Genomic DNA, 12,933 nt, shown 5'->3' with positions numbered 1-12,933 from the left:
GAATTAGTGCATACTCCTCAGCTAAAGGTGGAGTAATGAACTTAACCAAAAACTTGGCTGTTGAATGGGCAAAATACAACATTACTGTAAACGCAATTGGTCCTGCAGTATTTGAAACAGAATTGACTGTAGATTCCATTGAAATGGAAGGATTCATGGACCTTATTGCTGCATACTGTCCTGCTGGCCGTTTAGGTCAACCTGGTGAATTGGACGGTATTGCAATTTACCTTGCATCTGATGCATCCAGCTTCTGTACAGGTCAATTAATCTGTATTGACGGTGGATGGACTGCAATTTAAATAAGAAAATCTTTCTCTTATTTTTTTTACTTTTTTTTTGTTTTCTTTTCATTTGATTGATTGTCTTTCACATTACCATTGATGTTTTCGGTTTTGGTGTCTGTTTTTGTATGGGGATATATATCATCATTTATTTTTTGGTTCAAATTCACAATTTGCAGTCGTTAATGTCAATTTGAATATTTATATAATTTGAAATCTAACTTATTATCATGACTAATTTAAGTTTTGATGAAGCTATTAACAATTTATCAAATGATGATGTTAAAGTTAGAAAAGAAGCTATTGAATCATTGGTTGGAATCACTGATGAGGAGGCAATTGAGCCTTTAATAAAAGCCACTACCGATGAAAATGCACAGGTAAGGTTTAAAGCGGCGGAGATTTTAGGAAGCATGGGTGATGTTGCTGTCGATAGATTAATTGAAGAGTTTACAAATGCTGAAGGTAAGGATAAACGTTTCCTTGCATTTGCACTTAAAGAAACTGAAGATGAGAAAGTCATTCCCTATTTCGTTGAAGCGACTGATGACGATGACTTTGGAGTCAGAAAGGTTGCAGTAAGATCCCTTGGAGAACTTCAGGCCGATGAGGAATTGGATACAATTGCAAAATGTCTTGAGGATGAGGACTGGGGTGTGAAACTCGCTGCAATTCAGGCTTTGGGTGACCTTGCAACTGATGATGCAATTGATTTGATTAAAAAGGCAAGAAAAGGTGAAGACGATAAGGACTTCAAGAAATCCTGTAACAAGGCCATTAAAAAAGCACAAAAAAGACAAAAGGCTAAAGCTTCAGGAGAATCAGTTGTCAAAGTCATTCCTATGAGCACAATTAAGGAAATGGAAAAAACCAATCCTCAAAAAGCTATTAAGGAATACGAAAGATATGTCGAAGCAAAACAGGCTAAGGACGCTCCATATAAAAGATTATGTGTTCTTTACAGAAAAGCAAATGACTATGACAATGAGGTCCGGGTCATAGAAACAGCCATTGAAGTGTTTGACGGCACTAAAAAAGTTGATTACTTCACAAAAAGATTGGCTAAATTAAAATAGTTATTTTTTGATAACTTCGTAGAGATCTTCTCTTTTATTTTTTAAAAGAGGAAGCTCTTCTCTTATTTTTTTTATTTCATCTAAATTTATTTCAGATATAATTAACTCTTCTTTTTCACCGGCTTGGGCAATTACTTCTCCCCAGGGGTTTGCAATGATTGAATTGCCGTAACTGTGATAACTTGCATCTTCATTCAGTGCAGGAGCAACTCCTACGCAAAACACCTGGTTATCCAGTGCCCGTGACCGGAATAGCAGCTCCCAGTGTGCAGGGCCGGTTGTCATGTTGAATGCTCCCGGATAAAACAGGACTAATGCTCCCTCTTCAACCATTATTCTTGCAAGTTCCGGAAAGCGGATGTCATAGCATATTCCAATGCCGATTTTTCCAAATTCCGTTTTGGCAATTGTGAATTCGTCTCCGGCAGTCAGAACGTCAGATTCCTTAAAAGTAATTTTGTCTTTAACGTCAATGTCGAAAAGGTGCATTTTTCTGTGCTTGGCTATAATTTCACCCTCTCGATTGAAGAGATATGATGTGTTGTATAACTTATTATCTTCTTTTTCGGGAATTGAACCCGCTAAGATATATACATTATTGGCACTGGCAAGTGATGATATCTCCTCCAATGTAGGACTATTTTCCTCGCTTTCTGCATATTCTATGAATTTGTCATTGGAATACGGACAGTTGAACATCTCTGGCAAAACTATAAAATCAGCATGTTCGCTAACGCTTTGGGTTATCATTGACCTGGCAGTCTTTAGATTTTCTTTTTTGTCATCAATAACATTCATTTGACAAAGAGCAAGTTTAACAGAAGTCATTTTAACACTTAAAAAAATAGAAAAAGTATGATGTAAATCATACTTATATTACGGTGGAATTTATCATACTGTTGATGGAATCTGATGTGACGGAGTCAATAGAATCTCCGGTAACTTTGAAAACGTATAATTCTCCATTTTCAAGCATTGAAACATATCTGACATATCCACCATTAACGCTTTCCATAATAACGTTTGAAGCATTTACGTCATTTATTGAAATAGTTTCTAAAAGTTCAATTGAATCTCCATTATAAACTGCAGATCCGATTCTTTCCTGATTTATTTCTTTTAGTGAAAGGGCTTCACTTGTGACATTATAATGCTCAACGGTTACATTATCTTCAGTTTCGAAAAATATGGCATTTTCGCGGTCTTCATCAGTTAAATTTACTTGTTCCCAACTTGAAGGGTAGTTAAATGAGAAATTACCTGCGCTGTATTCAACTAAATCTCCGGTTTGGATTGCGGAGCTACTGTCGTTATTGTGTGACCCAGTAATGAAAATACCACAGATTACAATTAAAGTTACAAGCAATATCGCTCCAATAAGAAGTTTTTTCTCTTTGATAATGTCAATAACACTTGGTTCATTGGAAGGTTTGTTTGCTTTTGGTTTTTCTTTTGGTATTTGTTCAGGATTCTGTTCAAAGATGCTTTTTCTCTTTTGAACAACAGGTTTTGATTTTGGGAATACATATCCGCAATTTCCACAAACTGGAGCACCGTCATAGCTAGGATTTCCACATTCAGGACATTTTTTCACAGATTAACCTCCATTGAAATTTACATAATTAAAATTAATGTATATTTATAATAATGTTTTTATTATTATAAAAATATATTTATACCTGTGTGATAACATGGAAGATAATAAAATTATTGATGTTGATGATATAAATTATGCGGTTTATAAGATAGGCAATTGGAAAAACAACTATGAAATTAACCAGATTGGACTTTCCAATGAAATTCCGGTTACAAAAAATACTTTAAAACATGTCAAATCATCCATGGAGGAAATAAGAAATTCTGAATTTTCAATTTCCGATAAAAAGGTAAATGGATTTGTAGCCATTGCAATGCAGTTGAATCCCAAAGTTCAGGATATGGAATTGGATGAGGTCATTGAATTGGAGCAAACTGAATTTGACAATATTGCCTCAGAATTAGATGGTCTTGAAGTCATAAGCGAGGGCACATTGCCTCTCGACGGCGAAGAATATCTTATCTACAAATTGCAAAAGGAGTGCCATGTTACAACTTCCACTCCTGCCAATGAATTCACTGAGAAATTCTATGAACAGGAATTGAAAAAAATTGAGGATGCATTGGATTAGAATGCATCTAATGTTACTTTTTTATCTCTTTTTAACTCTCGAGGAGGTTCTATTGCAACAAATTCAATGCCTTCCTCGTTAATCATCTCTTTAGCATCGTCCATGAGTGATGGTGCAACAAGAAGGCCTCTTATCTTTTTCTTTTGGGCCTTGCAGTCTTTCAGGTAATCATTTTCAGTATTTTCAAAGTCCATGATATATCTTTTCAATTGTTTCACTGCATTGACGCCTGCCTTACGTGCTTTTAACTCCAATATCATTAAGTTATTGTCACTGTCCTTTCCTAAAATGTCAATGAAGCCATGCTCCACACTGTATTCTCTTGCAGTTGGTGTAAATCCTTCTTCAATCAGGTGTGGCTTGTCCATTATCATGTCACCCATGTCCTTTTCATATCCTGCCTGTTCAAGCTCTTCAAAGTCCTCGATATTGGCAAAATTGATGAACTGGATTTTTTTAATCTCGACAGTTAGCAATTCCTTGGGAGTCCTTCTGTGACTTTCTAAAAAGAGATTGTCGTTTTTGATGTAGGTCCTTGTTCGTGATTTAGGTGGCTGCCAGTTGACGGGTTCCACTTTCTTTTCTTGGTGGATTAAAAATGATCCATCCGGCTTTATCATTATGATTCTTTCTCCCCAGTTGAGTTCGCTTATGGCACGGCCTTCATAGTTGACTTTGCAGCAGGCAAAAACGAGTATTGTTGCCTTTTTTCTTAAGGCTTCATGAACCAAATCGTAAGCCTCATCACAACTAGGTTTTTCTAAAATTTTATATTTCATCACAATAACATTGTTTAGTTTAATTTAAATAATTTGTTTTTTAGATTAGTTATTAGGATTATATGGGGGAATTCATATTTTCGATGAGGAATTTTTTGAAGGTGAAAGGAAAGAATTTGTAATGGATTCATTTGAATTTGAAAATGGTGAAGTGCTGAAGGACGTTAAAGTCGAATATATGACTTATGGGACTCCAAAATATGATGAAAACGGTTTGATTAAAAATGCAATTCTTTATTGTGCAGGTTCTTTAGGCTCATTTATGGGAATCAACAAGATATTGCCGTTGACCTTTGAAGGCTGTCCGTTTGACGGTGAAAAATACTTCTTTATCAGCATGACTGCTTTAGGTTCCTCAGGATCATGTTCTCCTTCATTGACAGGTCTTAAAAATAAATTCCCAAAATATACCATGAGAGATGTTGTGAATTTCCAAAAGCAGTTTTTGGCCGAGAAATTTGGAATTGAGCATGTACTGGGATTAATTGGAAATTCAATGGGAGGTTTTGTCGGTCTGACTCAGGCCATTGAATATCCTGACTTTCAGGACTTCATCATTTGCGGCGTAAGCAGCTATAAGGTTGCAGGACATGATTTCATTTTATCAAATTTCGTCGATGAGATCATCACATCAGACCCTGACTATGCAAAAGGGGAACTCACTTATTCTCTAATCAGAACCTTAAGAATTGCCAGTCTCGCCGAATTCAATTTTGGTCTTTCAAAAGAGGCCCTAAGGGCAAAAACCAATGAAGAATTGGCAATTGAATTTGAGGATTTTGGAAATGAAATGATTGAAAGTGACATTTACGATTTGAAATACTGCAATGGGGCCAGCATGAACTTTAATGTCGAAGCGGATTTGGACAAAATCAAATCCAAAGTGCTGATTGTTGCATGCAAGCAGGATCCGCATTTCCCGCCGGAACTTGATGCAATCCCGATGTCTGAAATGATTGAAGATTCCGAATTGATAATAATGGACTCTGAATTGGGGCATCTGTGCTTTAACGAGCTTGAAAACATTTCATATGAACTGGAAGATTTCCTGGGGCAGTTTGATGATAGTTAATATTGTTGATTATGGGAGAATAGATGATAAAAACTACATTGTCTATGATGTGACTGGTCTGTCAGAGGGGCAAATGGAGTATCTAAGCGAAAATCTTGTTGAGGAAACTGACATTAACGGCGAGGTTTTTCAAGTGAGGATGTATTTTGATGATGAGTTATATCCATTTCAAAGTGATGTGGCCAAAATCAGATTGGATGACTTCATAGCCCGTGAGGAAATTGAAATGAATGTATTTCTGTCAGGGTTTTTAGAAGACATGTGACTTTTTTTGGCATTATTTTTAATTTATTATTTTATTTTTTTTACACATGAATTAAACTAGGCTCTATTTTTTAAACAATGTTATACTCTATTTTTTTAATGGGGTAATTTTATATATGTTAGATAATAAATTGAATATTTAGAGGTAAATTATGTTTAGTGATGATGAGTCTATTTTGGGTTATGGCCGACATATTATGGACGAATTCTCTTTTGAAAATGGGGATGTTCTTAAAAATGTTGAAGTAGAATATTCTGTTTACGGTAGTCCAAAATATGATGATGAAGGTAGAATAACGAATGCAATCATATATTGTCATAAATTCAATGGAAACTACTCTTCATATCTGGATGAATATCATCTTACGGGGGAAGGCGAACCCTTTGACTATAATGATTATTGTTTTATATCTATTACATCTTTGGGATTTCCAAATTCATGTTCTCCATCAACAACAGGACTTAAACATAATTTTCCAAGTTATACTCTTAAGGACAGGGTCAATTTTAAAAGGCAATTCCTAAAAGAAAAGTTCAATATGGATAGGGTTCATGGTCTTGCCGGCCGTGGAGTCGGAGGTTATGAAATTTATACATGGGCCTGCGAATATCCTGATGAAATGGATTTTTTCATTGTAGGAGACAGTTCCTTTAAAACGAATGGATATAGATATGTTATCTCTAAAGCTATAGACAGCATAATTGAATCCACTGATGATTTTTATAATGAGATTTACAGTGAAACCTTGTCCCGTATGATGGTTTCCATTTATAGGTTGCTTTATTCAAACCATTTTTCAAAGCAGATCTTTCAGGAAATGTCAAATGATGAAATCGATGTTTTGATGGATGATTTTGTGGATGAAGGTTTATTCACTGATATTTATGACTTTAAATTCAGGAATGACTGTATAATAGATTATGATGTTGAAGACAAGTTGAAAAACATCAAGGCAAAGGCATTTATTATCAGTTCACCTGATCATTTATATTTTTCTCCTGTGCATGATGCTGTTCCTTTAGAAGATTTGATTGAAAATTCCAAAATTCTTCTTTATGAATCACAGAAAGATCCTAGTGGTTATGTGGATTATACTCCTTTAATGGATGATTTTAATGAATTTTTAAATGACATTAAGGAATAATCAGTTTCTTCACACAGATATTTAATTTTAAATGTTATTGGTATTCTAAAATGGTTGTGGTATTATTTATACTAAATTTAATGTTGAAAGTGGCATTTATGTTATGGATTCTTTTGAATTCGAGTCAGGTCAAATACTTGAAAACGTTAATGTTGAATATGGCGTCAGTGGAATCCCAAAATATGATGAGAATGGAAACATTGTAAATGCAATTGTTTATTGCCCCAACCTTTATGGAGGGCGTTCCATTTTAGCCAAACACCATGATTTAATTAGAAATCAGGATTTTGATAAGAATGAATTTTTTTTCATTAATATTTTCTCATTGGGAGTTCCGGGGTCTTGTTCTCCATCAACAACCGGTTTGAAATATAATTTTCCAAGTTATACTTTTAAGGATCGTGTAAATTTCAAAAGGCAGTTTTTGGCCGAAAAATTCAATATTAAAAATTGTTTAGGATTGATTGGAGAGGGATTTGGTGGATTTGAAGTATTTACCTGGGCTTGCGAATATCCTGATGACATGGAATTCATTATAGTTTTAAATTCCTCTTTTAAAACATATGCTCATCGTTATATTTTTGTTAAATGTGCTGAAAGTATAATTGAATCCTCTGAGGATTTTTACACAGATAATTACAGTTCTTCTTTTTCCATGTTGTCTGTTGCGTTATTTAGATTGTTATTTGCAGGTTATTTTCCAACTAATGTTGTAGAAAACCTGTCTAATGATGAGATAGACGCATTGATGGAAGATTATGTTGATGATGGATTATTTATAGATATTCATGATTTTAAATCTAGAAACGATTGCATGCTAAAATTTGATGTTGAGGATAAACTGCATAATGTTAAAGCCAAATCATTAATTTTAGGTGTTGAAGGGTATTTGTTTTTCAATCCTCAAAAAGATACTCTCCCTTTAGCAGATTTAATTAATGATTCAAAGGTTATTGTATTCCCATCTAAAACTGAAAATTATTATGATGAAGAAGATTATTCTGATATGGGTTTTGAGATAATATCATTTTTAAAACAATTTAAAAATAAAAAAAGTTAAAAGCTAGTTGAACTAGCTATTTTGATGCCTCAAGCATGTGCTCCACGGCTTTTCTGGATTTGTCTGCCACTTCTTTTGGAAGCACGACTTGTGGTTCTTCATTAATTAATGAATCCCTTACTTTTTCCAATGTGTGCAGTTTCATTGTTTCGCATATTGCTCCTTCAAGTAGAGGATACAATTTTTTGCCTGGAACTTCTGAATTTATTCTTGTAATCATGTCTATTTCGGTTCCGATGACAAATTCATCATGGTCACTTTCGGCAATGTATCTTAGCATTCCTCCGGTTGACATTACCTTATCACAGGCATTTTGGACTTTGATGTCACATTCTGGGTGGCAAATGATTTCAGCGTTAGGATGCTGCTCCCTTTTAAGCTCGACATCTTCAATATGGAACAGTCTGTGGACATAGCAGTGTCCGTCCTTTGGGACAGGTATGATTTCCTTATCAAGCTTTGCAGCAACATGGGTTCCTAGGTTCTTATCAGGTCCAAACAGGATTTTATCATGAGGTAGGCTTTCAGTAACTTTAACTGCATTTGCTGAAGTGCACAATGTGTCTGCGTGCTGTTTTGCTTCCGCAATACTGTTCACATAAAGGATGACTCCTGCATCAGGATGTTCCTCTTTTGCTTTTAAAAGTTCCTCTTCAGGCAACATGTGTGCCATAGGGCATTCCGCTTCTAAGGTTGGAATAACTATTTTTTTATCAGGATTTAGAATAAAAGCAGTTTCAGCCATGAAATCGACACCGCAAAAGATAACTAAATCTTTATCATCAATTTCAGAAGCTTTAATACATAATTCAAGTGAATCTCCTAGGAAATCGGCAATTTCTTGAATTTCTTTAGGTTGGTAATTGTGCGCTAAGATAATAGCGTTCTTCTCGTCTTTCAGTTTCAATATTTCTTCTTGGATTGAACTACTCATTATTTTCACCCATATTTTTTATGCATTTTCTGATATCATTTGTGATTTTTAATTTATATTTGTCTTTATCGTTTAAATTTTTTACCCAAAAGGACACCTTGACTCTGACTTCCTCAAATTTTATTTCCTTTGAAAAGACTTCTGGTTTCGGATTTTCAGCAATTTCATCATAAGATTCTATTTTTTCAATAATCTCATTGCTGAATCTCTCAACATCCACATCCAAAGGCAATCCTACAATTGTGTCGACCCGATATTTTTCGGGAGATTTGAACTGCAGATAATGGTCATCTGTTAATGTTGAGTTAGGAATATGGATTTTAACTCCAAAATCATCGACGATGACTGTTGATCTAAGGTAAATCCTTTCAACATATCCTTTTTCGCCGTTAACCTCAATGGTGTCTCCTACCCTGATACTTTTTCCGAGAATCAAAATCATTCCTGAAAACAGGTTGGATATGATGTCCTTTGCAGCAAAACTCACTGCAATACCGACAATACCTAAACTCAATAATGTTCCTGCAAGATTGATTCCAAACATCTGCAGAATAATCATCAATGCAATGAAATAGATTATGTAATTGATTATATCACGTATAAGATAGATTGCAGTCATATCCTCTTTGAATCTGCTCATTTTATTCATTGAAGATGCAATTATCCTAGTTATTATTGCGGTCAGTAGGATAATAACTAATATATAAACGGGAACAATTGCGAAATTCTCAATAAATGTTGGAAAAATCATGGTATCATCTTATTTCAAAAGTCTCCAAATCATGAGCCAATTCAGTATTCTCAAATATCTCCTTGGCTTCATTTAAAATGATTTTAGTGTAATTTTCACCATATCTGGTACTTAAATGTGTCAGTATTAATCTTTTGCTGTTTGACTGCTTTGCAATATATGCTGCATCCACTGATGTGGAATGTGCATGTGCTTCGGCATTTTCATTGTCCTCTTTGGAAAATGTTGATTCATGGATAAGCACAGTGCTGTCCTTTGCAAACTCAATCATCTCCTCGCAGGGTCTTGAATCTCCGGAATATGTGATTTTAATTCCTTTTCGAGGATCTCCAAGAACCTGTTCAGGTTTTATGATTTTGCCGTCAACTTCCACTTCCTCTCCTCTGTGAAGCTTTCCGAATAATGGGCCTTCGGGAACGCCAAGCTCAATGGCCTTTTCTCTTAAAAACCTTGGCCTTTTTTTCTCTTCGATTGAATATGCAAGATTCGGAACGTTGTGTCTTACCATTTGTGATTTTATGACATACTCTTCGGTTTCCTCTACAATTCCGCTATCGATTTCAATGAACTCTACTGGAAATTCGATTTTACTATATCCAAAATTGTATATTGCATTTTTAACCTTTTCAAGTCCTCTTGGACCATATATTGTCAGCTTTTCCTCTCTTCCATGCAAACCTAGGGATTGCAATAATCCCGGAAGGCCTAAAATATGGTCGCCGTGATAATGGGTAATGAATATTTTGGATATCTTCATTGGACTTACCAGTGTAGAGAGCATTTGCCTTTGAGTTCCTTCACCGCAGTCAAAAAGAAATACTTCTCCCATTCCCTTAAATGCAATTGAGGCCTGATTTCTTTCTTTTGAGTGAACTGCAGATGATGTTCCTAAAAATATAATTTCCATAAAATCACTTAATTTATATTATACAATAACTATATATTTTTAATAATTATTAACTTTTAGGTGATTTTTTGGATAGGATTATAGAATATATGCTGGCTGAAGATGAAGGTTTTGGCGATATTACCTCAAACGCAGTGGTTGAAGAAGGTAAAGAGGCTAGTGCATATATTGTTTCAAAAGATGAAGGAATTTTAGCTGGAATTAACATTATTCGTGATTTATTTAAAGAGTGCGGCGTTAATGTCGGATTCTGGCTTGCTGAGGGAAGCAAAATCTCCAATGGTGATGTGTTAATCTCACTTAAAGGGGATGCAAGGACAATATTGCTTCTTGAGCGGACAGCACTTAATCTTATGATGAGGATGAGTGGTGTGGCCAGTGCAGCAGGCCATTATGTTAATCTGGTTGAAGATTATGATGTCAGGGTTGCCGGAACCCGAAAGACTTCGCCTGCAATCGGTAAATTCGACAAGCATGCTCTTCAGGTTGGAGGTGCAGATACGCATAGATTTGCGCTTGATGATATGGTTTTAATCAAGGACAATCACATTGCCGCCTGCGGAACTCCTCTGGAAGCGTTGCTAAAGGCTAAGGAGAACGTCAGCTTTTCTAAAAAAATAGAGATTGAAGTTGAAAGTTTGGATGATGCTGTGGAATGTGTGAAAAACGGTGCTGACATTGTAATGCTTGACAACATGTCTCCTAAGGAAGTCGGTGAAGTCATTAGCGAGCTTGAAAAACTTGGTATCCGTCAAAATTCATTGATTGAGGTTTCAGGTGGGATAACTGATGAAACTATTGTTGATTATGCCAGTTTGGGTGTCGACATCATCTCAATCGGGGCATTGACACATTCATCAAGAAGCCTGAATTTCAGCCTGAAATTTGATTAAGTTTTTTTTTAGTGTTGGCTAATTATAATCTTAATTCCAGCACATTCCTTAATTCTTCATCACTCATTTCGGTGATGAAAGTCTCATCATTGCTTATTGCTTTTTCGGATAAATCAGTTTTTCTTTTGCTTATCGCATCAATTGCCTCTTCAAGAGTTCCCTTTGTAATGAATCTGTAAACCATAACGTCTTTGTCCTGTCCTATCCTGTGAACCCTGTCTGTTGCCTGATTTTCAACTGCAGGATTCCACCACAAATCATAATGGATGACATTGCTTGCAGCGGTCAAATTCAACCCCGTTCCTCCGGTTTTGAGGGTAGCTACAAAAATTTTATACTCCTCCTCTTCCTGGAACTTGTTGATTATCTCGCTTTTTTCCTTAAGAGTCTGTGAGCCATGAAGGAAAAGCACTTCAGTTTTGAATTTCTTGGATATTAACTGTTGGATCAGTTTGCCCATTTCAACGTATTGGGTGAAGATTATGACCTTCTCATCCATGTCTAATATGTTTTGCAGGATATCCACTAAAAGCTCCATTTTTCCGGATTCCTTAATTGTCGGTTTTTTGATGTCCAGAAACTGTGCAGGATGATTGCAGGTTTGCTTTAAAGCGGTAAGTATTTTCAGAATTATCCCTTTTCTCTGAATTCCTTTTGAATTTTCAATATCAAAGAAGATTTCTTCTAAAATCGCATTGTACAGTCGCACCTGCTTTTTGCTTAATGTTGCATAGATGTCGTTGACGAATTTCTCCGGCAGCTCCTTTTTGATGTCCTCGTCACTTTTAAGTCGCCTTAAGACAAATGGTTTTGCTATTGTTTTTAAATTGTTCAAGGTATCCACATCTTCCAGTTTCTCAATTGGCATAACATAATTTCTTTTAAAATCATCCTTGGTTGAGAGATACCCCTTATTTGTAAAATCGAATATTGACCAGTAATCCATCAGGCGGTTTTCGATTGGTGTTCCGGTTAGGGCAATTTTAGACTCTGCCCTGATGCTTTTGATTGCATTTGTCTGTTCTGTATTTGGATTTTTGATGTTCTGCGCTTCATCAATAACACATATTCTCCAGGTCTTATCCAAAAACATATCCAAATCAAGCCTGACGACTCCATAGGAGGTCAGCATGATGTCATACTCTTCAAGAGGGTATGTCCTGTTGGATCCGTGATAGATGTAATAAGTCAATTCTGGTGTGAACTTTTTGATTTCATTTTCCCAGTTTGAGATTAACGTTGGAGGAACAATAATCAGTGTCGATTCATCTTCCAGACGATTGTTCTCCTTTAAAAATAGTATTGTACTTAAAACCTGTATTGTTTTTCCAAGCCCCATGTCGTCGGCCAGTATGCTTCCGAACTTATATCGGGTGTTTTGAATGAGCCATGAGTATCCAATCTTTTGGTAAGGCCGCAGCTCTCCGGTCAGTGTTTTTGGAGCATTGTAGATTTTTGTTTCATTTATCAGCTTTTTGAATTTCCTGTAATCGTCGCTGCTTAAATGGGGTTTGACTAGCTTTTCAAGATCATTGGCCATGTTTTTACTCGCAAGTTTTGATGGTAATAATTTTGGTGTTATTGATTAAAAATTATTTGG

General features: G+C 35.6%; 15 protein-coding genes. 8 read left to right on the top strand and 7 right to left on the bottom strand.

Annotation, left to right across the window (positions count from 1 at the left end):
- Together Q0W26_RS03990 and Q0W26_RS03985 are read left to right on the top strand one after the other, a co-directional pair.
- Positions 1-302, top strand: a 302-nt coding sequence (locus tag Q0W26_RS03990) for an SDR family oxidoreductase (protein WP_298522670.1), incomplete at its 5' end; no start/stop codon positions are given.
- A 212-nt stretch (positions 303-514) separates the two neighbouring features.
- Positions 515-1,360 (top strand): HEAT repeat domain-containing protein, encoded by an 846-nt coding sequence (locus tag Q0W26_RS03985; protein WP_298522668.1) that lies wholly within the window; start codon positions 515-517, stop codon positions 1,358-1,360.
- Here the strand turns inward: Q0W26_RS03985 and Q0W26_RS03980 are convergent, their stop codons facing one another.
- Both Q0W26_RS03980 and Q0W26_RS03975 read right to left on the bottom strand, forming a co-directional pair.
- Entirely contained in the window at positions 1,361-2,188 is an 828-nt protein-coding gene (locus Q0W26_RS03980; RefSeq protein WP_298522666.1) for a carbon-nitrogen hydrolase family protein, read from the bottom strand.
- Between the two features lie 43 nt (positions 2,189-2,231).
- Positions 2,232-2,954 carry a PsbP-related protein gene (locus tag Q0W26_RS03975; RefSeq protein ID WP_298522665.1) on the bottom strand — a complete coding sequence of 241 codons (723 nt, stop codon included), beginning with the start codon at positions 2,952-2,954 and terminating at the stop codon, positions 2,232-2,234.
- A gap of 97 nt (positions 2,955-3,051) precedes the next feature.
- On the opposite strand from Q0W26_RS03975, the gene Q0W26_RS03970 reads away from it, so the two are divergent.
- Positions 3,052-3,528 carry a hypothetical protein gene (locus Q0W26_RS03970; RefSeq protein WP_298522663.1) on the top strand — a complete coding sequence of 159 codons (477 nt, stop codon included), beginning with the start codon at positions 3,052-3,054 and terminating at the stop codon, positions 3,526-3,528.
- On the opposite strand, the gene nucS is transcribed toward Q0W26_RS03970, so the two are convergent.
- Positions 3,525-4,307, bottom strand: a complete 783-nt coding sequence (gene nucS / locus Q0W26_RS03965) for an endonuclease NucS (protein ID WP_298522661.1) — start codon at positions 4,305-4,307, stop codon at positions 3,525-3,527. The genes Q0W26_RS03970 and nucS overlap by 4 nt on opposite strands.
- Before the next feature lie 121 nt (positions 4,308-4,428).
- Between nucS and Q0W26_RS03960 the strand changes: the two genes are divergently transcribed.
- From Q0W26_RS03960 to Q0W26_RS03945, 4 genes are all read left to right on the top strand, one after another.
- Positions 4,429-5,379: an alpha/beta fold hydrolase gene (locus Q0W26_RS03960; RefSeq protein WP_298522658.1), complete on the top strand. Its 951-nt coding sequence runs from the start codon at positions 4,429-4,431 to the stop codon at positions 5,377-5,379.
- Positions 5,369-5,644, top strand: a complete 276-nt coding sequence (locus tag Q0W26_RS03955; protein WP_298522656.1) for a DUF5750 family protein — start codon at positions 5,369-5,371, stop codon at positions 5,642-5,644. Before Q0W26_RS03960 ends, Q0W26_RS03955 begins: the two co-directional genes overlap by 11 nt.
- Positions 5,645-5,795: 151 nt before the next feature.
- Positions 5,796-6,788, top strand: a complete 993-nt coding sequence (locus Q0W26_RS03950) for a homoserine acetyltransferase (protein WP_298522654.1) — start codon at positions 5,796-5,798, stop codon at positions 6,786-6,788.
- A gap of 103 nt (positions 6,789-6,891) precedes the next feature.
- Complete coding sequence (locus tag Q0W26_RS03945; protein WP_298522651.1) at positions 6,892-7,848, top strand: hypothetical protein; 957 nt, start codon at positions 6,892-6,894, stop codon at positions 7,846-7,848.
- Between the two features lie 16 nt (positions 7,849-7,864).
- Here the strand turns inward: Q0W26_RS03945 and nadA are convergent, their stop codons facing one another.
- From nadA to rnz, 3 genes are all read right to left on the bottom strand, one after another.
- Complete coding sequence (nadA, locus tag Q0W26_RS03940) at positions 7,865-8,782, bottom strand: quinolinate synthase NadA (protein ID WP_298522648.1); 918 nt, start codon at positions 8,780-8,782, stop codon at positions 7,865-7,867.
- Complete coding sequence (locus tag Q0W26_RS03935; protein WP_298522646.1) at positions 8,775-9,422, bottom strand: mechanosensitive ion channel family protein; 648 nt, start codon at positions 9,420-9,422, stop codon at positions 8,775-8,777. Before Q0W26_RS03935 ends, nadA begins: the two co-directional genes overlap by 8 nt.
- A 115-nt stretch (positions 9,423-9,537) precedes the next feature.
- Positions 9,538-10,440, bottom strand: coding sequence for a ribonuclease Z (gene rnz, locus Q0W26_RS03930; RefSeq protein ID WP_298522642.1), 903 nt, complete (start codon positions 10,438-10,440; stop codon positions 9,538-9,540).
- Between the two features lie 68 nt (positions 10,441-10,508).
- Between rnz and nadC the strand changes: the two genes are divergently transcribed.
- Positions 10,509-11,333, top strand: a complete 825-nt coding sequence (gene nadC / locus Q0W26_RS03925; RefSeq protein ID WP_298522639.1) for a carboxylating nicotinate-nucleotide diphosphorylase — start codon at positions 10,509-10,511, stop codon at positions 11,331-11,333.
- 22 nt (positions 11,334-11,355) lie between these two features.
- On the opposite strand, the gene Q0W26_RS03920 is transcribed toward nadC, so the two are convergent.
- A complete protein-coding gene (locus Q0W26_RS03920) occupies positions 11,356-12,873 on the bottom strand; it encodes a DEAD/DEAH box helicase (protein ID WP_298522637.1) in 1,518 nt (505 codons plus the stop codon).
- Positions 12,874-12,933 lie beyond the last annotated feature (60 nt).

Origin of the sequence: uncultured Methanobrevibacter sp., assembly GCF_947169325.1 — an archaeon.
In the GTDB taxonomy this organism is placed as follows: Archaea; Methanobacteriota; Methanobacteria; order Methanobacteriales; family Methanobacteriaceae; genus Methanocatella.
The sequence above is the reverse complement of the archived record's forward strand: the minus strand, read 5'-3'. Positions and strand labels throughout refer to the sequence as shown.